Source organism: Alsobacter metallidurans, from assembly GCF_014636935.1.
In the GTDB taxonomy this organism is placed as follows: domain Bacteria; phylum Pseudomonadota; class Alphaproteobacteria; order Rhizobiales; family Beijerinckiaceae; genus Alsobacter; species Alsobacter metallidurans.
Map to the genome: position 1 here is coordinate 1,759,580 of NZ_BMES01000002.1, position 20,872 is coordinate 1,780,451.

Annotated in this window: 19 protein-coding genes; 11 read left to right on the forward strand and 8 right to left on the reverse strand. The window is 69.1% G+C overall.

Features of this window, described 5'->3' with window-relative positions; translation table 11 throughout:
• Positions 1 to 240: 240 nt before the first annotated feature.
• Entirely contained in the window at positions 241 to 1,857 is a 1,617-nt protein-coding gene (locus IEV99_RS18585) for a peptide chain release factor 3 (protein WP_188519206.1), read from the forward strand.
• On the opposite strand, the gene IEV99_RS18590 is transcribed toward IEV99_RS18585, so the two are convergent.
• The gene (locus tag IEV99_RS18590; RefSeq protein ID WP_188519207.1) at positions 1,833 to 2,057 is read right to left on the reverse strand and encodes a hypothetical protein; all 225 of its coding nucleotides are present in this window, start codon (positions 2,055 to 2,057) and stop codon (positions 1,833 to 1,835) included. The genes IEV99_RS18585 and IEV99_RS18590 overlap by 25 nt on opposite strands.
• Before the next feature lie 404 nt (positions 2,058 to 2,461).
• On the opposite strand from IEV99_RS18590, the gene IEV99_RS18595 reads away from it, so the two are divergent.
• On the forward strand, positions 2,462 to 2,725 hold the full coding sequence (locus tag IEV99_RS18595; protein ID WP_188519208.1) for a SemiSWEET family sugar transporter: 264 nt from the start codon (positions 2,462 to 2,464) through the stop codon (positions 2,723 to 2,725).
• Here the strand turns inward: IEV99_RS18595 and IEV99_RS18600 are convergent.
• On the reverse strand, positions 2,722 to 3,246 hold the full coding sequence (locus IEV99_RS18600; protein WP_188519209.1) for a DUF1499 domain-containing protein: 525 nt from the start codon (positions 3,244 to 3,246) through the stop codon (positions 2,722 to 2,724). The genes IEV99_RS18595 and IEV99_RS18600 overlap by 4 nt on opposite strands.
• A gap of 105 nt (positions 3,247 to 3,351) precedes the next feature.
• Here IEV99_RS18600 and IEV99_RS18605 point away from each other — a divergent pair, with 105 nt between their 5' ends.
• Positions 3,352 to 3,711, forward strand: coding sequence for a DMT family protein (locus tag IEV99_RS18605; protein ID WP_210318674.1), 360 nt, complete (start codon positions 3,352 to 3,354; stop codon positions 3,709 to 3,711).
• Positions 3,712 to 3,739: 28 nt separating this feature from the next.
• On the opposite strand, the gene IEV99_RS18610 is transcribed toward IEV99_RS18605, so the two are convergent.
• Together IEV99_RS18610 and uvrB are read right to left on the reverse strand one after the other, a co-directional pair.
• Entirely contained in the window at positions 3,740 to 3,964 is a 225-nt protein-coding gene (locus tag IEV99_RS18610) for a hypothetical protein (RefSeq protein ID WP_188519210.1), read from the reverse strand.
• Positions 3,965 to 4,067: 103 nt separating this feature from the next.
• The gene (gene uvrB / locus IEV99_RS18615) at positions 4,068 to 7,010 is read right to left on the reverse strand and encodes an excinuclease ABC subunit UvrB (protein ID WP_244643924.1); all 2,943 of its coding nucleotides are present in this window, start codon (positions 7,008 to 7,010) and stop codon (positions 4,068 to 4,070) included.
• 177 nt (positions 7,011 to 7,187) lie between these two features.
• Between uvrB and IEV99_RS18620 the strand changes: the two genes are divergently transcribed.
• The 7 genes from IEV99_RS18620 to IEV99_RS18650 all read left to right on the forward strand — a co-directional run bounded on the left by IEV99_RS18620 (position 7,188) and on the right by IEV99_RS18650 (position 15,784).
• Positions 7,188 to 8,657 carry a DUF1800 domain-containing protein gene (locus IEV99_RS18620; protein WP_188519211.1) on the forward strand — a complete coding sequence of 490 codons (1,470 nt, stop codon included), beginning with the start codon at positions 7,188 to 7,190 and terminating at the stop codon, positions 8,655 to 8,657.
• Positions 8,658 to 8,671: 14 nt separating this feature from the next.
• On the forward strand, positions 8,672 to 9,925 hold the full coding sequence (locus IEV99_RS18625) for a DUF1501 domain-containing protein (RefSeq protein ID WP_188519212.1): 1,254 nt from the start codon (positions 8,672 to 8,674) through the stop codon (positions 9,923 to 9,925).
• Positions 9,926 to 10,052: 127 nt separating this feature from the next.
• Positions 10,053 to 10,538 (forward strand): DUF992 domain-containing protein, encoded by a 486-nt coding sequence (locus tag IEV99_RS18630; RefSeq protein WP_188519213.1) that lies wholly within the window; start codon positions 10,053 to 10,055, stop codon positions 10,536 to 10,538.
• A gap of 149 nt (positions 10,539 to 10,687) precedes the next feature.
• The gene (locus IEV99_RS18635; protein ID WP_188519214.1) at positions 10,688 to 11,734 is read left to right on the forward strand and encodes an ABC transporter substrate-binding protein; all 1,047 of its coding nucleotides are present in this window, start codon (positions 10,688 to 10,690) and stop codon (positions 11,732 to 11,734) included.
• 250 nt (positions 11,735 to 11,984) lie between these two features.
• Positions 11,985 to 12,749: an ABC transporter ATP-binding protein gene (locus IEV99_RS18640; protein ID WP_188519215.1), complete on the forward strand. Its 765-nt coding sequence runs from the start codon at positions 11,985 to 11,987 to the stop codon at positions 12,747 to 12,749.
• Positions 12,746 to 13,549, forward strand: coding sequence for an ABC transporter permease (locus IEV99_RS18645; protein ID WP_188519216.1), 804 nt, complete (start codon positions 12,746 to 12,748; stop codon positions 13,547 to 13,549). Before IEV99_RS18640 ends, IEV99_RS18645 begins: the two co-directional genes overlap by 4 nt.
• 150 nt (positions 13,550 to 13,699) lie before the next feature.
• Positions 13,700 to 15,784 carry an elongation factor G gene (locus IEV99_RS18650; RefSeq protein WP_188519217.1) on the forward strand — a complete coding sequence of 695 codons (2,085 nt, stop codon included), beginning with the start codon at positions 13,700 to 13,702 and terminating at the stop codon, positions 15,782 to 15,784.
• A 204-nt stretch (positions 15,785 to 15,988) separates the two neighbouring features.
• Here IEV99_RS18650 and IEV99_RS18655 read toward each other — a convergent pair whose 3' ends face one another.
• Positions 15,989 to 17,071, reverse strand: coding sequence for an extensin-like domain-containing protein (locus IEV99_RS18655; RefSeq protein ID WP_188519218.1), 1,083 nt, complete (start codon positions 17,069 to 17,071; stop codon positions 15,989 to 15,991).
• Positions 17,072 to 17,367: 296 nt separating this feature from the next.
• On the opposite strand from IEV99_RS18655, the gene IEV99_RS18660 reads away from it, so the two are divergent.
• A complete protein-coding gene (locus IEV99_RS18660; RefSeq protein WP_188519219.1) occupies positions 17,368 to 19,032 on the forward strand; it encodes an L-lactate permease in 1,665 nt (554 codons plus the stop codon).
• Positions 19,033 to 19,110: 78 nt separating this feature from the next.
• Here the strand turns inward: IEV99_RS18660 and IEV99_RS18665 are convergent, their stop codons facing one another.
• The 3 genes from IEV99_RS18665 to IEV99_RS18675 all read right to left on the reverse strand — a co-directional run bounded on the left by IEV99_RS18665 (position 19,111) and on the right by IEV99_RS18675 (position 20,859).
• On the reverse strand, positions 19,111 to 19,656 hold the full coding sequence (locus IEV99_RS18665; RefSeq protein WP_371875802.1) for a DUF2852 domain-containing protein: 546 nt from the start codon (positions 19,654 to 19,656) through the stop codon (positions 19,111 to 19,113).
• A 164-nt stretch (positions 19,657 to 19,820) separates the two neighbouring features.
• Positions 19,821 to 20,474: a TetR/AcrR family transcriptional regulator gene (locus IEV99_RS18670; RefSeq protein ID WP_188519221.1), complete on the reverse strand. Its 654-nt coding sequence runs from the start codon at positions 20,472 to 20,474 to the stop codon at positions 19,821 to 19,823.
• Between the two features lie 46 nt (positions 20,475 to 20,520).
• Positions 20,521 to 20,859 carry a hypothetical protein gene (locus IEV99_RS18675; protein WP_188519222.1) on the reverse strand — a complete coding sequence of 113 codons (339 nt, stop codon included), beginning with the start codon at positions 20,857 to 20,859 and terminating at the stop codon, positions 20,521 to 20,523.
• Between the last annotated feature and the right edge of the window lie 13 nt (positions 20,860 to 20,872).

A 20,872-nucleotide genomic window follows, 5' to 3' on the forward strand; every position in this document is an offset into this window, starting at 1 on the left:
CAGGAGGACCCGGAACGCCTCGTCAGGCGCAATTCTCCGCAGCGGCGGAGATCCAGGTCGAGACCAACAGGCGCGGCTGATGACAATGAGACACTGGATCACCTCCTTTCAATTGTTTCGGTAAGCGATTATGTGGGGCATCGACCGGCTTCCGCAAGTGCGAAAGCCCCTGGTCCATTCTGTCGCAGGGGAGCGGCCGCCAGCCCTGGCCGGCCGCCCAGCAGCACGATCGCAGGTTCCATGACCGACGGTTCAAAGACCGACGCCAGCATCACTGACGGCTCGCCCGTCTCCCGCCGGCGGACCTTCGCCATCATCTCCCACCCGGACGCGGGCAAGACGACGCTCACCGAAAAGCTGCTATTGTTTGGCGGCGCGATCCAGCTCGCCGGCGAGGTGAAGGCCAAGAAGAACCGCGTCAGCGCCCGCTCAGACTGGATGGGCATCGAGAAGGAGCGCGGCATCTCGGTAGTCACCTCGGTGATGACGTTCGAATACGCCGACTGCGTCTTCAACCTGCTCGACACGCCCGGCCACGAGGACTTCTCGGAGGACACCTACCGGACGCTCACGGCGGTGGATTCCGCCATCATGGTGATCGACGCCGCCAAGGGCATCGAGGCGCGCACCCGCAAGCTGTTCGAGGTGTGCCGGCTGCGCGACATCCCGATCGTCACCTTCATCAACAAGCTCGACCGCGAGAGCCGCGATCCCTTCGACCTCCTGGACGAGATCGAGAAGACGCTGGCGCTCGACACAGCCCCCGTGAACTGGCCCATCGGCCGGGGCCGCTCTTTCGCGGGCACTTACGACATGGCCAAGAACACGGTGCGTCGCCTCGACGCCGACGACGAGGCGCAGCCCGTGAACGGCCCGGATTCGCCCGCCGTGCTGGAGATGCTGCCCGACCACGAGCGCGACGCCTTTTCGGAGGAGATCGGGCTCGCGATGGGCGCGTGCCGCCCATTTGAGCTGAAGCCGTTCCGCGAAGGCCACCTCACGCCGGTGTTCTTCGGCAGCGCCCTGCGCAATTTCGGCGTCCGCGACCTCATCGACGCGCTCGCGGCGTTCGCGCCGCCGCCGCGCGGGCAGGACGCCGACACCCGCCGGGTGGAGGCCGAGGAGCCGCGCATGACCGGCTTCGTGTTCAAGATCCAGGCGAACATGGACCCGAACCACCGCGACCGCATCGCCTTCATGCGCGTCTGCTCGGGCCGGCTCAGCCGGGGCATGAAGGCCAAGCTGGTGCGCACCGGCAAGCCGATGGCGCTGAACACGCCGCAGTTCTTCTTTGCCCGCAACCGTGCGATCGCGGACGAGGCCTGGGCGGGCGACGTGGTCGGCATCCCCAACCACGGCACGTTGCGCATCGGCGACACGCTGACCGAGGGCGAGGACCTGCTGTTTCGCGGCGTCCCAAGCTTCGCGCCCGAGATCCTGCGCCGCGTGAAGCTGCAGGACGCCATGAAGGCCAAGAAGCTGCGCGAGGCCCTGCAGCAGATGGCCGAGGAAGGCGTCGTCCAGCTCTTCCTGCCGCAGGACGGCTCCGGCGCCATCGTGGGCGTGGTCGGCGCCCTGCAGCTCGACGTGTTGAAGGAGCGCCTGCTGGCCGAATACGGCCTGCCGATCGACTACGAGCAGACCCGATTCAGCATTTGCCGCTGGATCACCTCCGACGTGCGGCACGACCTGGAGAGCTTCATCTCCAAGAACCTGTCCTCCATTGCGGACGACCTCGACGGCGCGCCGGTGTTCATGGCCGCCAGCCCGTTCTCGCTGCGCTACGACGAGGAACGCGCGCCCGCGATCCGCTTCTCGGACATCAAGGACTATCAGGTCCGCGACAAGGCCGCCTGAGCGGGCGCGTCGGCCCCGGCCTCGAACGGTCGCGGCTGCGCGGCCAGCTTCGGCGCGAGCGCGGCCACCAGCGAGGCCAGCGCCGCCCCGGCGACCAGGAACGCTATGATCATGAGCGTGAAGTCCGGCTTCGCGCTCGCGATCACGCTGAGCAACCAGCCCGCGACCGTGAAAGCCGCCACGATGATAAATTCGAGCATGGGTCCCCCTCGGCCGTAAGCGGCCGCTTCTGACGCCGGGCCTGAAGAGCGCGACGGGCCGCAAGCGGCCGATGCGTGGGGGAGCCCGACAAGGATTCCAGAACGGAGCCGGGTGAGGCTATTCGGACGATTGCGTAAGTCGTTCGCAGGTTGAACTTGCCCGCACCAACGCCCCTCATCCTGAGGAGCAGGCCCGCTTGGGCCTGCGTCTCGAAGGACGAGGGGTCCAGCGCGCTCGCCGTCGGTGCAATCTGGAGACCCTCGTCCTTCGAGACACATCGCCAAGGGGCGATGTTCCTCAGGATGAGGGGATCCTGGGTTCCGCTCGGAATTCCAGACCCGTCGCCCGTTGACTTCCAACCGCCCCCACTGCATTCCCGGATGGCCTGCCCGCCGGAGCCGCCATGCTGTCACCCGCCATGATCGAAGGCGTCGGCAACCTTGCCGCGTTGATCACGACCTTGTGCTGGATCCCGCAAGCGTTGCGCGTCATCCGCACCCGCGACACGCGGGCGATCTCGCTGCTGGCCCAAGGCGCGCTGCTGCTCGGCGTGGGACTGTGGCTCGTCTACGGGCTGCTGCAGGGCGTCGGCCCGCTGATCTGGTCCAACGTCATCACCTTCGCGCTGGTCGGCGTGATCGTGGTCCTAAAGATCCGCTACGGCTAATCGGCCGCCTGCAGCTTCACGAGCCGCGGGTCCGCGAGCCAGCCCTTCACGCGCTTGAGGTTCACGCCGAAATCGCTGCTGCCCACGAGACTGCGCGAATAGATCGCCAGCGTAGCCCCGCCCTCCCCGGCCGGCAGCGCCACTGCCTCCACGGTGTCGGGAAATCGCATGAGCGGCGTCCGCACCACATAGCGGTCACGCAGTTCGTCTGCGGACGACGCCGCCAGGCGCGCGTCTGGATTTGCGAGGATCAGCGAGCGCAACGTCGCCAGCAGCTCATCCGCGGTCGCGGCGTAGCGCGGCGGTATAAGGTCAACAGGCGCAGCGCAGAAAGCGGCAGGGCACACGAGCGCGTCGTTGCGCCCGGGGCGGCGCGCCAGATGGGCGAAATCGACCCGCCCCTGATCGGCCGGCCCGACGAGTTCCCAGACGCGGCCGATGCCGCCGGGCGCGTCCTTCCTGAGCACGACCACGCCGGCCGCCAGCGCGGCGACCCCGATCGCAATCACGAATCCGCGCATCGGCCCATCAATCCATGTTCGGGAGGTCCGCGGTCGGAACTCTCCGGGCTACTCTGGCCTATGTTCCCGTCGTTCGCACAACAAAGCAGATCCTGAAAGGTCCCGATGTCCGCGATTCCTCACGCCGCCTTCGTGGCGCCCATCCTGATGCTCGTCGCCTCCAACGTATTCATGACCTTCGCGTGGTACGGGCACCTGAAATTCCCGTCCGTGTCGCTGCCGCTCGTGGTGGTCATCAGCTGGGGCATCGCGTTCTTCGAATACTGTCTTGCCGTGCCCGCCAACCGCATCGGCCACGAGGTCTACTCGGCCGCGCAGCTCAAGACGATCCAGGAAGTGGTGACCCTGCTGGTGTTCGCCGTGTTCTCGGTGACGGTGCTCAAGGAGGCGCTCACCTGGAACCACGCGGTCGGCTTCGCGCTGATCGCCGGCGGAGCGTTCTTCATTTTCCAGGGGCCGCTATAGCGGCGTAGCGCTGCGGCGCCCTGATGTTTTAGCGGCTTAGCGTCGCGGGCGGCAGCGAGGAAACCTGCACGGGCGCGGCGGGGCCGAACAGGGCAACCGCGACGGTGGCGACGCTGAGCGCCGCGACGAGCCACACCGACATCCGGAACTGGCGCTGCGCTTCGAGATGCGCGCCCGCCATCACGCGCCCGCCCTGCGGCATGCGCAGCGGAGCGTCAGCGGACAGGCAGGCGATGGTCGGGGCGCGGAACATGGAAGGGATCTCGGTGCGGCTTCGTTGGCCGCTTCTATGATCCCGCCAATCCCCGGCGGATGTGCGCCGCCGCACATGATCGTGCGACCGCGCAGCCCTGCGGTCACCCCTTCTTGCCGCCCCTGAACGCCCGCGTGCCCGGCCGGCCCGCCTTGCTGCGCGCCGCTGCGGCTTCGCCGCCGAGCGGACGACCAAGGCCGCCGCCGAGATTATGCGGCCCCATCTCGTCCAGCGTCGGCTTGCGGGCCCGGGTGGGCGGGAGCGGGGCGTCCGTGGGCGTGTCGTCCGAGAACCGCGGGCCGTCCGCGAAGCGGTCGTCTCCGGTCGTGCCGGCGCCGCGGCCGCGCTTGGGCTCCACCGGGGGCAGGTTGCCGGCGCGGCCGTATTTCTTGGGGCCGGCGTAGCCGCCGGTCTTCTCGTCCACCTGCGTCTGGGTCGCCATGGGATCGGCGGCGAGCACCAGCTCGGTGGCTTGCAGGCGCTTGATCTCGTCGCGAAGGCGGGCCGCGACCTCGAAGTCGAGGTTGGCGGCGGCCTCCCGCATCTTCTTCTCGAGGTCGGCCAGCGTAGCCTTCATGTTGTGGCCGACCAGCGCGCCCTCCTTGGCGACGCCGGTGTCGACGCGGACATGGTCGCGCTCGTAGACGCTCTCCAGGATGTCGCCGATGTTGCGCTTCACGCTCTCGGGCGTGATGCCGTTGGCCTGGTTCCAGGCGTTCTGCTTTTCGCGGCGGCGGTTGGTTTCCTGGATGGCGCGGTCCATGGACCCCGTCACCTGGTCGGCGTACAGGATGACCTTGCCGTCGACGTTGCGGGCGGCGCGGCCGATGGTCTGGATCAGCGACGTCTCGGAGCGCAGGAAGCCCTCCTTGTCGGCGTCCAGGATCGCGACGAGGCCGCATTCAGGGATGTCGAGGCCCTCGCGCAAGAGGTTGATGCCCACCAGCACGTCGAAGGCGCCCAACCGCAGGTCGCGCAGAATCTCGATGCGCTCGATGGTGTCGATGTCGGAGTGCATGTAGCGCACCCGTACGCCGTTCTCGTGCAGGTACTCGGTGAGGTCCTCGGCCATGCGCTTGGTCAGCACCGTGACCAGCGTACGGTAGCCGTTGGCTGCAACCTCGCGCACCTCGCCCAGCAAGTCGTCGACCTGCGCGCGGGCCGGGCGGACGTCGATCACCGGGTCGATCAGCCCCGTCGGCCGGATGACCTGCTCGACGAACACGCCGCCGGTGCGCTCCATTTCCCATGTGCCGGGCGTAGCCGACACGTGGACGGTCTGGGGCCGCATGGCCTCCCATTCCTCAAAGCGCAACGGCCGGTTGTCCATGCAGGACGGCAGGCGGAAGCCGTACTCGGCCAGCGTCGCCTTGCGGCGGAAGTCGCCCTTGTACATGCCGCCGATCTGCGGAACCGTGACGTGGCACTCGTCTGTGAACACGATGGCGTTGTCGGGCAGGTATTCAAACAAGGTGGGCGGCGGCTCGCCTGGCCGGCGGCCGGTGAGATAGCGCGAGTAGTTCTCGATGCCCGCGCAGGACCCGGTGGCCTCCAGCATCTCGATGTCGAACAGCGTGCGCTGCTCCAGCCGCTGCGCCTCCAGGAGGCGGCCCATGCGGTAGAGCTCCTCCAGGCGCTGCTTGAGCTCGTCCTTGATGCTCTTCACGGCCTGCTGGAGCGTGGGCTTGGGCGTGACATAGTGCGAGTTGGCGTAGATCTTCACGAATTCGAGGTCGGCCGACTTGTTGCCCGTGAGTGGGTCGAACTCCTGGATGCTCTCGACCTCGTCGCCGAAGAGGTTGATGCGCCAGGCCCGGTCCTCGTAGTGGGCCGGGAAGATCTCGACCACGTCGCCGCGCACCCGGAAGGTGCCGCGCGAGAAGTCGCCCATGTTGCGCTTGTACTGGAGGGCCGTGAGGTCGGCGAGGAGCTGGCGCTGATCCAGCCGCTCGCCCACCTTTACGGTGAACGTCATAGCCGTGTAGGTCTCGACCGACCCGATGCCGTAGATGCACGACACGGAGGCCACGATGATGACGTCGTCGCGCTCCAGCAAAGCGCGCGTGGCGGCGTGGCGCATGCGGTCGATCTGCTCGTTGATCGAGGATTCCTTCTCGATATAGGTGTCGGTGCGCGGGACGTAGGCCTCCGGCTGGTAGTAGTCGTAGTAGGAGACGAAGTACTCCACGGCGTTGTTGGGAAAGAAGCTCTTGAACTCGCCATAGAGCTGCGCCGCCAGCGTCTTGTTGGGGGCGAGGATCAGCGCCGGCCGGTTGGTCCGGGAGATCACCTGCGCCATCGTGAAGGTCTTGCCCGAGCCGGTGACGCCGAGCAGCACCTGGTCGCGCTCGTGACGCTTCACGCCCTCCACCAGCTCGGCGATGGCGGTGGGCTGGTCTCCCTTCGGCTCGAACTCGGACACGAGATCGAAGCGCTTGCCGCCCTCGGACTTGTCCGGGCGGGGCGGGCGGTGCGGCGCCCAGGGCTTCTTCTCGCGCAGGTTCGGATCGCCCTGCTCCAGCAGCGCCTTCAGCGAATCCATGGTCGCGGTGGCGCCCACGAGGCCGTTGCCGCGCACCTGGTCGTCGTCGTCCTCGTCGCGCAGCACGTTGCCCTGGCGCACGCGCTTGGGCGCGGCCTTGAGGATGTCCTCACGGGAGAGACCGACGTCGCGCTTGCGATTTCCGGGGTGGATCTCGCCCTCGACCGGAGGCGGATTCGCCTTGGCGCGGCGCGCGGCGGCGCCCGGGGCGGCGCGACCGTTGTCGCCGTCGGCCGGGAAATCGAGCCCGAGTTTGCGGGCCAGCGCGGGGTCAACGCCCTCGACGTCGTCCGGATCGTAGCCGGCCTGTGGCGACTCGGCGAAGCCCGAGCCGGAGCGGGCCGTTTTGGCGGCCTCTCGCGCAATGCCGGGGTTGAGAAGCGCGGCGAGATGGTCGTCCAGCGGCTTCAGCTCGGGCCTGGACGCCTTGGAGCGTGGCGTCCGTGGGCTGAGCGCGCTGTCGCGGCCGGAAGACGGCGCGGGAGATTTCGGTGTTTTGGCCATACCGTGAACATGGGGCGAGTCACGCCGCGGGGCAAGCCGCCGCGGCGGACAGACGACCGGCGCGGCCAGAGGCCATGGCTCGGTATTGGAGCCTTTCCGAAAACGATCCTTAACGTCTGGTAGGCCTTAATGCAGCCCATGTCCGCTCCCTATCGTGGCGGACCCCCGGACATTATCATGGCCGTTGATCCCCGCCTGTCTCTGGTCGCCCTGAACCGCTTTGGCCTCGGCGCCATGCCCGGAGAGCTGGCGCGTGTCGGCTCCGACCCGCGCGGCTTCGTGCTCGCTCAGCTGAGCCCTGCCGCGGTGCGACCTCTGGCGGACGTGGCGGGGTTCCCGCCCTTGCAGGACAGCAGCCGCAACCTCGTGGACGCGCGCCGCTTCGAGAACGAACGCAGGGCGGCGAAGCTTGCTCAGGCCGCCATGGCGGCCGCCGCGCCCGGCGTCAACATGCAGGACGAGACCAATGCCCGGACGATGCAGCCGCCAAGCGGAGCCATGGCGGGAGGGTCCTTGGCGCCGCCGCCCAAGCAGCCGGAACCGCCCGAGCAGGCCGCCTTTCGCGCCGAGGTGGTGGCGCGCTTCGCCCGGCTGCTCGGCACGGAGAACGGGCTGGTGGAACGGCTGACGCTGTTCTGGTCCAACCACTTCGCGGTGTCGGCCGCCAAGGGCCCGGGGTTGCGCATGCTGTGCGGCTCGTTCGAGCGCGAGGCCATCCGGCCCTTTGTGCTCGGGCGCTTCGGAGACATGCTGAAGGCCGTGGAGCAGCACCCGGCGATGCTCTACTACCTCGACAATCACCAATCCGTCGGCCCGACCTCCAAGGGCGGGCAGAACGGCAAGCGCGGGCTGAACGAGAATCTCGCCCGCGAGATCCTGGAGCTGCACACGCTCGGGGTCGACGGCGGCTACGGGCAGGCTGACGTGACCAGCCTGTCGCGCATCATCACCGGCTGGACGGTGACGTCGCCGGACGAGGACCTCTTGCACGGCGGACGTTTCACCTTCGCGCCTGCCCGGCACGAACCGGGCGACCATGTGGTGCTGGGCAAGACTTACATGCAGGACGACCAGCGCCAGGGCGAGGCCGTGCTGGCCGACCTCGCCGTGCACCCCGCGACCGCGCGGCGCGTCGCCCGCAAGCTGGCGACCCATTTCGTGGCCGACCAGCCGCCGAAGATGCTGGTGGATCGGTTGGCCAAGACGTTTCTGGACAGCAAGGGCGACCTCGCGGCGGTGACGCGCGTGCTGGTGAGCGCCCCGGAGGCTTGGTCCGCGCCGGCTGCCAAGCTGCGGACCCCGCAGGACTTCCTGATCGCGGCGTTTCGGGCCACCGGCAAGACGCCCGATCCGGGCGCCGTTACGGGCGTTCTGCAGGTCATGGGCCAGCCCTTGTGGCAGCCGATCGGCCCCAACGGCTTCTCCGACCAGTCGGCCGAATGGGCCTCGCCCGAGGGCGTCTCGGCGCGTCTCGACGCGGCCGCGCAGTGGGGCCGGCAAAACGCCAAACTGGATCCGCAGGCTCTGCTGGAGACCACAATTGGGCCGGCAGCGTCGGCCGAGACCCGCCAGGCCGTGGCGCGCGCGGAAAGCCGCGCCCAGGCGGTCGCGCTGGTGTTCATGTCCCCCGAATTCCAGCGCCGATGAGCCGGGAGCTCGCCATGTCGCATCCGTTTCTCACCGGTCCCGAGGCTGCCTGCTGCGAGGCGCCCGATCCGTCCCGCCGCGCCGTGCTGGTGACCGGCGGGGCGCTGTTCGCCTGGGCGTTTGCGCCGCGCTTCGCCCATGCGGCAGGGGGCAAGGATCCGCGACTCGTCACCATCGTGCTGCGCGGCGCGCTGGATGGGCTCTCGGCCGTGGCGCCGGTGGGCGACCCCGACTATGCGGCGCTGCGGGCCGGCATTGCGCTGTCGGCGACCGGAGACAACGCCGCGCTGCCGCTGAACGGCTTTTTCGCCCTGCATCCGGCGATGCCGAACTTCGCCCGCCTCTACAAGGCAGGGCAGGCCAGCGTGGTTCACGCGACGGCCACGCCCTACCGGTCGCGCTCGCATTTCGACGGGCAGGACGTGCTGGAGAGCGGCCTGCCGGGCGTCGCGCCGGTGGACAGCGGCTGGATGAACCGGGCGCTGGCGGCGCTGCCAAAGGGCGAGCGCATCGGCAAGCTCGGCGGGGTCGGGGTCGGGGCCACCACGCCGCTGGTGATCCGCGGCAAGGCGCCCGTGCTGGGCTGGGCGCCGCAGGGCCTGCCCAAGGCCGAGGACGATCTCGCCGCCAGGGTGCTGGATCTCTACCGGCAAAAGGACCCGGCGCTGGGCGACGCGCTGACTCGCGGCCTCGACGCCGAGATGATCGCGACCCGCAATGGCGGCGGCCAGAACCGCAGGGGCGGCGGCGGAGCCGAAGCCATGCGCCGCGCCGCGGAGGGCGCGGGACGGCTGATGGCGGCCAACGACGGACCCCGGCTCGCCGCGCTGGCCTTCGGCGGCTGGGACACGCACGCTAACGAGGGCGGCGCCACCGGCCAGCTTGCGCAGTTGCTGGGCGGGCTGGACGGCGCGCTGGCGGCGCTGGAGGAAACGCTCGGGCCGGCGTGGAAGGACACCGCCGTGCTGGTGGTGACCGAGTTCGGCCGCACGGCGCGCATCAACGGCACGGTGGGCACCGACCACGGCACCGCCACTTGCGCGTTTCTGGCCGGCGGCGCCGTGAAGGGCGGCCGCGTGATCGCCGACTGGCCGGGGCTGAAGGAGGCGCAGCTCCACGAAGCCCGCGACCTGAAGCCCACCACGGATCTCCGGGCGATCACCAAGGGCGTGCTGGCCGACCATCTCGGCCTGTCGCGCGCCGTGCTGGGCGGGCAGGTCTTCCCGGACTCCATGGCGGTGGAGCCCATGCGCGGGCTGATCGCCTGAACCGATCCTGATAGTCACCTCGCCTCGCGCTTGTGCTTCAGCACGGCGCGGGGAACGAACCTTCCGGCCCATGATCGGTTGTCTGCTGGTTGCGCTTTTGCACACCGCCGCCCACAGGAGGCCTTCAATGAACGTCCGCACGCTCCGCGCACCCCTTCTCGCCGCCGCCGCGCTGGCGGCCGGCATCGTGGCCGGCGTTTCGTCCGCGGAGGCGGCCGTCAAGGTCGGCACGCTTCGCTGCAACGTGTCGGGCGGCCTGGGGCTGATCATCACCTCCAGCAAGACCATGGCCTGCCGCTTCTCACCGTCGCGCGGCGCTCGGGAGACCTATGTCGGCACAATCCGCCGCTTCGGCCTCGACATCGGCGCGACCGACAAGGGCGTGATGGTGTGGGGCGTTTTCGCCCCCACCAACGCCTGGCCACGCGGCGCGCTGGCCGGAGCGTACGCGGGCGGCTCCGCCGAGGCCACGGCGGGCGCGGGCGTCAGCGCCAATGCGCTGGTGGGCGGCAACAACAACACCATCAGCCTCCAGCCGCTCTCGGTGGGCGCGCAGACGGGCGCCAGCCTGGCGCTCGGCGTTTCGGCCCTCGAGCTGCGCCCGGCGCGCTGAGTCGGCATTTTCATGATGAACAAGGGCGGCCGGCTCTCGTCGGCCGCCCTTTTCGCATGCGTACGCGGCGTCAGCGCTGTTTCCTCGGCGACGAAAATCACTAATGTCGCGGCGTCTCGGCCGCGCAGACGGCCTCGGGAGGATCCCCCATGCCGTTGCTCCGCACCCGTCTCTTGTTGCTGTTCGCCGCCGCGATCTCGGCCGGGCTGGCCCTCGCCGCCCCCGCCTCCGCGCAGGAGAAGGTGAATGTCGGCGTCCTGCGCTTCGTGTCGTCGGGCGGGCTCTTCACGGCGGTCGAGAAGGGTTACTTCAAGGCCGAGGGCCTCGACGTGAACCTCACCTTCTTCGAGGCCGCGCAGCCGATCTCGCTCGCGGTGGTGTCGGGCGACGTCGATTTCGGCGTCACGGCCTTCACGGGCGGGTTCTTCAACCTCGCCGGCAAGGGCGCGCTGAAGATCATCGCCGCGCAGGCCAAGGAGGCGAAGGGCTATGAGGGCAACCTCGTGCTGGCCTCCAAGGGCGCGGCCGAGAAGGGCTTCACGGACATCAGCCAGTTCGCCGGCAAGTCGCTCGGCATCTCGCAGGTGGGATCGTCGTTTCACTACCAGATCGGGCAGCTCGCCCGCATCAAGGGCTTCGACCTGGCCAAGGTCGACATGAAGCCGCTGCAGTCGCTGCCCAACATGATGGCGGCGCTGAAGTCCAGCCAGGTGGACGGCATCATCATCGCGCCGCACCTCGCCAAGGCGCTGATCGCCAGCGGCGACGCCAAGCTGCTGGGCCGCTACTCGGACTTCGACGAGTACCAGTTCGGCGGGTTGTTCACGGCCTCGCGCACGGTCGCCAACAAGCGCGCCACCGTGGAGAAATTTGTGCGGGCCTACCAGAAGGGCGCGGCCGACTACTACGCGGCATTCCTGCAAAAGGACGCGAGCGGCGCCATCGTGACCACTCCGCACACGGACGAGACCGCCGCGTTGATCGCCAGGTCCGTGTACCCGGGCGAGCCGGCCGAAACGGCCGTCCCGAAGGTGAAGGCCTCGGCCTTTTTCGTCGACCCGCAGGCGCGGCTGGACGTGGCCGACCTCGTCCGGCAGGTGGAATGGTGCAAGCAGCAGGGCCTCGTCGACGCCGGCGTCGACGCCAAGGCGATGCTGGACCTGAGCTTTGTCCAAGGACACCTGAACGCGAATTGAAACGACTTAATCGCTGATCCGGCCGCATCATCTCGGGCCGGAGCCAGCGAAACGAGACCCTGACACGTTGCAAAACGTCGCCGCAGCCCACCCTCCCCTTGAGGGGGAGGGTCGACGAGCGAAGCCCGGCGGGGTGGGGTGACGCCGGGGTCGTGCGCGAACCCTGACGCTTCCTCCGTCACAACCGCGTTCCTCGTCTGCCTCGCGAAGGGCTTGCGCCCTTACGGTCGGCGTGAGAGCTACCCCACTCATGAAGCTCGCCGCCTCCAACATCACCCATCGCTACGGACCTCTGCCGGTGCTGGACGACGTCTCGCTCGGCGTAGCCGAAGGCGAGGTGGTGGCGGTGGTCGGGCCGTCGGGCTGCGGCAAGTCGACGTTGCTGCGCATCCTGGGTGGGCTGGAGCGGCCGGACGCCGGAACGGTCGCCACGGAGGGCGCCGCGCCGGCGCGGTCGTTGAACCCGATCACCTACGTGTTCCAGGATTTCGCGCTGCTGCCTTGGCGTACGGTGGCCGGAAATGTCCGGCTGCCGCTGGAGGAGCACACGATGCCGGAAAGTGAGCGCGACGCCGTGGTGCGGGACGCGCTCAACCGCACGGGCCTGGGAGACTTCGCCGGCGCCTGGCCGCGGCAGCTCTCGGGCGGCATGCGGCAGCGCGTCGGAATCGCACGGGCGCTCGCGGTGCGGCCGGCGATCCTGCTGATGGACGAGCCGCTCTCGGCGCTGGACGGGCAGACGCGCGAGTTGCTGATGGACGACCTGATTGCCCTGCATGCGAGCGGGGAGCTCTCCACCGTGTATGTCACGCACAATCTCGACGAGGCCGTGCGGCTGGCGGACCGGATCGTGGTGCTGTCGCGCCGGCCGGGCCGGGTGCGAGCCGAGGTGCGGCTGGACCGCCCGCGCGGCGAACGGCGCGCGGGCGACGCCGCGCTGGTCGCGCAGGCGCGGGACCTGTGGGAGCTGATCCGCGCCGATGCGGCGGCGGCCGACCGGGAGCTGGCGCGATGACGGAGCCAGCGGGCTTGACGACGAAGCCTGTCACGTTTCGGGGCGATCTCTTCCTGCCGCGCACCCGGCGGGTGGCGGGCGCGGCCGCGCTGGTCGCCCTTGTGGCGTTCTGGCAACTGGCTTCGAGCGTCGGCTGGCTCGATCCCGTGATGGCGCCGAGCCCGCGCGAGGTGTTCGGTTCGCTGTTCGCGCTGGCGCGCTCCGGCGAACTCGCCGGCCACCTGGCGGCTTCGCTGGGCCGGCTCTTCGGCGGTTTCGCGATCGGGGCGACGGCGGGCGTCGGCTTCGGCCTGGCGGTAGGGCTGTTCTCGGCCGTGCGCTCGCCCGGCGTCGCGGTGGTTTCGGCGCTGTTTCCGATCCCCAAGATCGCGCTTCTGCCGTTGTTCATCCTGTGGTTCGGCATCGGCGAGGGCTCCAAGCTGGCCACCATCGCGTTCGGGTCGTTTTTTCCCACCGTAGTCGCCACTTACGGGGCCGTGGACGGCGTCGACCGCTCGCTGGTGCGGATGGGCCGCTCATTCGGACTGTCGTCCTGGTCGATCGTACGCAAGATCGTGCTGCCGGGCGCGCTGCCCGGGATCCTGTCGGGGCTGCGCATCGCATCCTCGATTTCCATCGTGCTGCTGGTCGCCGCCGAGATGATCGGCGCCAACCGGGGCATCGGCGCGATGGTGCTGGCGGCCGGCAACCTGATGCAATCCGACCGGCTGCTCGGCGGCGTGGTGGTGCTGTCCCTGCTAGGGCTCGCGATCGCGGGGCTGCTCGGGTGGATCGAGCGGAAGCTGACCGCCTGGCGCTGAATTGCCCGAGACAGGGCAACCATCCTGACCTGCATTTCGCTTGCATCCGCCTGCCGACGGGCGGAGCATCGACCTGTTCGAAAGGCCATGTCAGGAGACAGTTGGCCGGCGCTACGGCCAACGCGCCTCCCGTTCAAGGGAGATCAGGCCATGTCAGGTCAAGCACCCGCAGGATCGGAGAACAACGCCGGAAGATCAGCCGCAGGCCCGCGGTGCGTCGCCATCGTGGGGCCTTTCCAGAGCGGCAAGACAACGCTGCTCGAAGCCATACTGGAACGAACGGGCGCGCTGACCCGCGCCGGCCGGGTGACGGACGGAACAGCCACTGGCGACGCCAGCGCTGAGGCGCGGGCGCATGGGCACGGGGTGGAGCCCAACATCGCGAGTTGCACCTTCCTCGGCGAACGCATGACCTTCGTCGACTGCCCCGGCTCGGTGGAATTCCTCCATGAGATGCGGGCCGTGACCCCTGCCTGCGACGCCGCCGTGGTCGTGTGCGAGCAGGACGAACGCAAGCTGCCGGCCCTGCAGGTGATCCTGCGCGACCTCGAGGAAGCCGGCATCCCGCGCTTCCTGTTCATCAACAAGATCGACACCGCGTCGCGCCGCGTCCACGAGACGCTGTCGCTTTTGCAGCCCGCATCGCGGACGCCCCTGCTGCTGCGGCAGATCCCCATCTGGAAGAACGGCATCGCGGTGGGGTTCATCGACCTCGCGCTGGAGAGGGCCTTCGTGTACCGCGAGCACGCCGCCAGCGAAGTGGTGGAAATCCCGGCCGAGGAGGTCGGGGCCGAGCGCGAGGCGCGCTACTCCATGCTGGAGCGGCTGGCCGACTATGACGACGCCCTCATGGAGGAGCTGATCGAGGAGATCGAGCCGCCGCGCGACCAGGTGTTCGAGGACCTGCGGCAAGAGCTGCGCGAAGGGCACGCCGTGCCGGTGCTGTTCGGCTCGGCCGACCGGGGCAATGGCGTGACGCGGCTCCTGAAAGCGATCCGGCATGAGGCGCCGGGCGTCGCTGCCGTGCGCAACCGCCTGGGCGTTGCGGCGGACGGCGCGCCGCTCGCGCATGTGATGAAGACCGTGCACACCGCGCATGGCGGCAAGCTCTCGGTGGCGCGTGTGCTGCGCGGATCGATCAAGGAAGGCGACGTGGTGGTGGGCTCGCATGGCGCGGAAGCCCGCGTGGCCGGGGTGCAGCGGTTGGCCGGCGCGGCCAGCTCCCGCGAGGGCGACGCCCAGACGGGCGACGTGCTGGCCTTCGCCAAGCTGGAGGGCATCGGCACGGGCGACAGCTTCGGGGTGGGCAAGAGCCCGCCGCGCGCGGTCGCCTCCGTGGCGCCGCCCGAGCCCGTCTACACGATCGCGATCGCGACCCGGGACCGCAAGGACGACGTCCGCCTCAACGCGGCGCTGCAGAAATTGACCGAGGAGGACCCGGCGCTGATCGTGCGGCACATGCCCGACACGGGCGAGTTGCGCATGACCGGCCAGGGCGAGGTGCACCTCAAGGTCGCGACCGAGAGGCTCGCCAGTCGCTACGGCGTCCAGGTGGACCGGCGCGAGCCGCATGTCGGCTATCGCGAGACGGTGCGGAGCAAGACTTCCGTGCGGGGGCGGCACAAGAAGCAGACCGGCGGCCACGGCCAGTTCGGCGACGTGGTGATCGAGGTGGAGCCGTTGCCGCGCGGGACCGGGTTCGAGTTCGTGGACCGGATCGTCGGGGGCGTGGTGCCGCGCCAGTACATCTCCTCCGTGGAGCACGGCGCGCGCGAGGCGCTCGGGGCCGGCGGGCTCGGCTTCCCGGTGGTGGACATCCGGGTGACGCTGACGGACGGGTCGCACCATTCGGTGGATTCCTCCGACATGGCCTTCCGGCAGGCGGCCCGCATCGCGATGGCGGAAGCCTTGCCAAAATGCCAGCCGGTGCTGCTGGAGCCTATCCAGTCGGTCGAGATCGCGATCCCGTCGGATTGCATGGCCAAGGCGACCGCAATCGTGACCGGCCGCCGTGGCCAGATCCTGGGCTACGACGCGCGCCCGGGCTGGGATGGGTGGGACGTGCTGAAGGCGCTGATCCCCGAGGCCGAGATGGGAGACCTCATCATCGAGCTGCGCTCGGCCACGGCCGGCGTCGGAGCGTTCACGGCGAGCCTCGATCATTTGGCGGAGCTCTCGGGCAAGCCGGCCGACGCGGTGGTAAAGCGCGCGGGAGCGATGGCGCGGCACGGCTGAGTGGCGGCTGGAGCGTGTCGGGGTCGCTGACACGACCCTCATCCTGCGGAGCAGGCCAACTTGGGCCTGCTCCCGGAGGACGCTGGCGTATATCGTCCTACGAGACACGTCGCCAAGGGGCGAAGGTCCTCGCGATGAGGGGCTTTGTGCGGTCCCAGAGGCTTGGCTTCAAAGAGCCGGCCTCGTCGCACCCGAGTAAAGTCCCTACCAGAACCAGCCCTTCTTCGCGGGAGCCGGCGGAGCAGCCGCTTGCGGCTGGGCCGCGTAGGGGTCTTCGTCCGATTCCAGCATCTCTTCCATGTCGGAGCCCTCCGGCGTGGCCGCCGCGCCCGGAACGCCGAGCGACATCGGGCCGCCCGCGATGCCCGGATAGGTGGCGGGCCGGGGCGCCGAAGCGCCGTAGAGGCCGCCCGTGCCGGTCGCTGGCGCACGGATGACGCCGGCCTGCTGGCCATAGGCCGGCGGCGTCCCGACCCCCGGATAGCCCTGCGCAACCGGCCGACGCTCGCCCGGCCCGGCGCCGACGGCTGCGCCCTCGGAATAGCGCGGCGTCTGTCCCGAGCCCATGCCTACCGGCCGTGGCGTCAGCATGCCGCCCGCCCGCGCGATGGCGTCGAGCCGCGGCGCAAACTTGATGATCGGCTTGCAAACCTTGCGACCGCCCGCATGGCGCGCGAGGTCGAGGTGGAAATGGTCATCGTGCTGCGGATAGCCCGGCCCAAGCACGGTGGTGAACCGCTCGCACGAGGCCACGAAAACCTCGCGAAGGAATTCCTGCTCGATCTGCTGGCCGCGCCAGCCGCGCGCCACCGAGATCTCCCGGCCGTCCGAGAGCCGAAACGCCATCACGTCCATGGCGTTGCCGAACGCGTGCTCGGAACGTGGCCCGCCACGTCGGTTCATGACGCTGCGGCAGGAGTAGGACCCCGCCTTCAGCTCCACCACGCGCGCGCCGTAATAGAGTTCGGCCGCCGGCTGCACGACCTCGTTGACCCAGCCGTCGATGACCGGGATCACCGGGCAGGCCCAGGTGGCCTTGCTGCTCAGGGCGACGGATCCCTCCGCCACGGCCGAGACCCGGAACGGCTGCAGCATGCCGCAGGCTCCGGGGCCCGAAATCTCTCGCGCTGGCTCGACATAGTTCGAGACGCGCACGGCCTTCGAGGCCAAGCAGGCTTGTTCCGCCTGGTCTCGCCATGGCGCGCGCTGCTCGTAGACGAACAGGCCACAGCCGGACAGACCGAGGACGGCGGAGCCGACTAAAAACAGGGCTACTCCGCGTCGCATGGTCGAGACAATGCGATCGGTTTCTTTAAGGAAGATAAAGAACGCCGGAGCCGTGTCGCGGCTGCATCAGATTTTCTCGACAGCGCGCGCGACGCGCTGGCGGGAGCCTCCCGCCAGACTATCCACAGGAATAGCGCCGCCACTTTGAGTTGTGGATCGCGCCCGAAAAGATCATGTCGAAACTACGGCAGGATAGTGTAGAACAGGGTTACCAGGCGGTTACTCGGCCGCCTTGCGCCTTGAAGGCCGGACAATGCTCCCCGGACGGAACCGGGCGGGGGAAACTGGGGAACGCCATGTGGCAGCAAGTTTATAACCCAACCGGGAGCACCGTGCTCTCGACGCTCCTGGCCGCGCTACCTGTGGTGGTGCTGCTCGGCCTCATCGCGTGGGGCAAGGTGGAAGCCTATGTGGCGGCTTTCATTGCGCTCGTCATCGCGCTGCTGGTCGCGATCTTCATCTTCACGATGCCGGCGGGCGTCGCCATCCGGGCCGCCGTGTTCGGCGCCGTCACGGGCCTGTTCCCGATCGGCTGGATCATCCTGAACGTGATCTTCCTCTACCGGCTCACGGTGGAGAAGGGCTGGTTCCAGGTGCTGCAGGGCTCCATCGGCGGCATAACGCCGGACCGGCGCCTGCAGCTGCTGCTGATCGCCTTCTCGTTCGGCGCCTTCTTCGAGGGCGCGTCCGGCTTCGGCACGCCCGTGGCCGTGACCGGCGCCATCCTGATGGGGCTCGGCTTCTCGCCGCTTGCCGCCGCGGGCCTGTCGCTGATCGCCAACACAGCCCCGGTCGCCTACGGCGCGCTCGGCACCCCCATCCAGGGCCTTGCCACCGTGACAGGCCTCGATCCCTACCTGCTGGGCGCGATGGTGGGGCGGCAGCTGCCGTTCTTCTCGCTGATCGTCCCCTTCTGGCTCATCTGGGCCTTCGCTGGCTGGCGCGGCATGATCCAGATCTGGCCGGCCATCCTGGTGTGCGGCGTCTCGTTCGCGGTGCCGCAGTTCGTGGTGTCGAACTACATCAACCCGTGGGTCGTCGACATCGTCGCCGCCATCGTCTCGATGGTGTGCCTGATCGGCTTCCTGAAGGTGTGGCAGCCGGCCGAGCTCTGGCTCTCGCCCAAGCTCCGCACCCGTGACGACTCGGCCGCCACGGCGCCGCCGACCGCCGCGGTCGCGATCCCCAATCCGACGCCCGAGCAGGTGCGGATGTCGTGGGTTCCGTGGGCGATCCTGTCCGTGGTGGTCATCATCTGGGGCGGCCAGTGGTTCAAGAACCTGGTCAACCCGATCTTCACCTGGAACTACCCGGTGGAGGGCCTGCACAACATGATCCAGAAGGTGCCTCCGGTGGTGGCGAAGCCCGCCAACGAGGGCGCGGTGTTCGCGTTCACCTATCTGTCCTTCACCGGCACAGGCATCCTGATCGCGGCCATCATCGCGGGCTTCGTGATGAAGTTCACGCCCGGGCAACTGGTGCGGGCCTATGGCCAAACGCTCTGGGTGGTGCGCTATTCGCTGCTGACCATCATGGCCATGCTGGCGATCGGCACCCTCACCCGCTACTCGGGCCTCGACGCCACGCTCGGCCTCGCCTTCGCGGCGACGGGCGTGCTCTACCCCTTCTTCGGCACCCTGCTCGGCTGGCTGGGCGTGGCGCTGACGGGGTCGGATACGGCCTCCAACGTTCTCTTCGGCGGATTGCAGAAGATCACCGCCGAACAGCTCGGCCTCTCGCCCATCCTCATGGGCGCGGCCAACTCATCCGGCGGCGTCATGGGCAAGATGATCGACGCGCAGAGCATCGTGGTCGCCTCCACGGCCACCAACTGGTTCGGCCACGAGGGCACGATCCTGCGCTATGTGTTCTGGCATTCCATCGTGCTCGCCTGCCTCGTGGGCGTGCTCGTGATGCTGCAGGCCTATGTGTGGCCGTTTACCGCGATGGTGATCCACTGAGGGGCTAGCGCCCTTGGGGCAAACAAAAGGGCGCGCCCGGTCGGCGCGCCCTTCTTCGTTGAAGCCCCAAAGAGCCGGCTAGCCTTGGGGCTGTTCCGGGTTCGAGCCGGCCTGGCCGCCGCCCTGGGCATTGCGGCGGCTTGCCAGGAAGGCGTCGAACTCTTCCTTGTCCTTGGCCCGGCGCAGGCTCTCGAGATGCTCGCCGAAGGCGCGCTGCTCGTCCACGAGCCTGTCGAACTCGGCCTGAAGGCGCGCGATCTCGGCCGACTTGTAATCCTCGAACGCCGAGTTGCCGCTATCACGCCGGAGCTCGTGTCGGCGCCAGCCCGGTCCCCGGCCATCGCCGCCGTCTCGGCCCTGCCCGCCCCAGCGCATGGCCATCCGACCCTCGCCGTCGGGGGCGCGGCAGGAGGCGAACCACCAGCCTTCTTTCCATCCCTTGTAGAACAGGATGGCGAGGCCGATCGGCCAGAAGAACACGAAGCCGGCGATCATGGCGGCGAGTTCGAACGGCCGCCATGCGCCCCGTCCCTCGCGTCCGTCCCGGGTCCTCCAGCCGGAGCGGCCCTCAAACCTGTAAGCTGCTGAACAGGACATCCCGTCCCTCCCATGTAAATGTAACATGCATTTACATTGGGGGCGCCGACGGGCGTGTCAAGGGACGGGATCGCGGAAGGAGGCGTTTGAACCTAAGGAGGAGCATGCTCGATCGGGCGAAGACGCGCCTGAAGCTCAGGAGGAGCCGTTCAGACGGATGGGCAGTCCGGAAACGGCTGCCGGCACGCGCATCAGACGGTCGGTGTCGGCTTCGCGGAGCCCCGGATCAAGGCTTCGACGCCGCTGACGAGCAAATCCTCCGCCCGGGAGGCGTCCGGCGGGCCAAAGCAGCCGGAGCGCTCGAGCGTTGCGACTCCGTGGCTCATCGCCCAGACCTGCCGGGCGATACGTTCGGCGTCAACGCCCCTGCTGACATGCCCGGCCAGAGCGCCCGAAACGCCGCGCAGCAGCATCGCGTAGGCCTCGCCGCCGGACGGCTCGGCGTCTGGCTCGTCGGCGACGCGCCGCGAAAACATGGCGGCGTAGAAGCCCGGCTCCTCGCGCGCAAAGGCCAGATAGGCCCGTCCCATGGCGGCGAAGCTCGCCTGTGCGTCCGGGCCGGCCGAGAGCGCCCCGGCCAGGCGTTGTGCAAACAGCGCGAAGCCCTCGCGGGCCACTTCCGAAAGCAGCGCCTCGCGATCGCGGAAATGGCGATAGGGCGCGGCCGGGCTGACGCCTGCGTGCTTGGCAGCGTCCGTCAGCGAGAAGCCCTCAGGCCCACGCACGCCCAAAAGTTCGCGCGCCGCCGCAATCAAGGCCTCGCGCAACTGTCCGTGATGGTAGCCGCGGCGCCGAAACGGCCCGCAGCCCTGGGGCGGCCCGGGGGGGCCATGGCGCCAACGCATGCGCCAGCGTTAGCCGATGCGCCCCCGGTGAGCAAACGACCAGTGGTCAGGAACGCCCCCGCGGGCACGCATCTGGAACAATCCGCGCCGCTATGATCAGGTCCATGCGGCCCGGCGCAGAAGCCTGCGGGCACGGCGTGGCGGTGGGCTCCCAGCTCGTGTTGTTGAGCACCATCACGCAGCGGGCGATGCGCGATCCGTCGGGCGTACGCATGCAGATCGTATCGCCCATCTGGAAATCCTGCCCCTGCGCCCGGCAGGTGCAGGGCGGCAGCGGCGGATCAGGCCCCCAAGGCGCAAAGCGGCCCTCCGCCAAGGCGAACCCCGGCGCGGCGGCGGCGGCCGCGATCGCGCAGGCCGCCAAAGCGAGAACGCGCGTGAGCATGCGCCAGCATAAC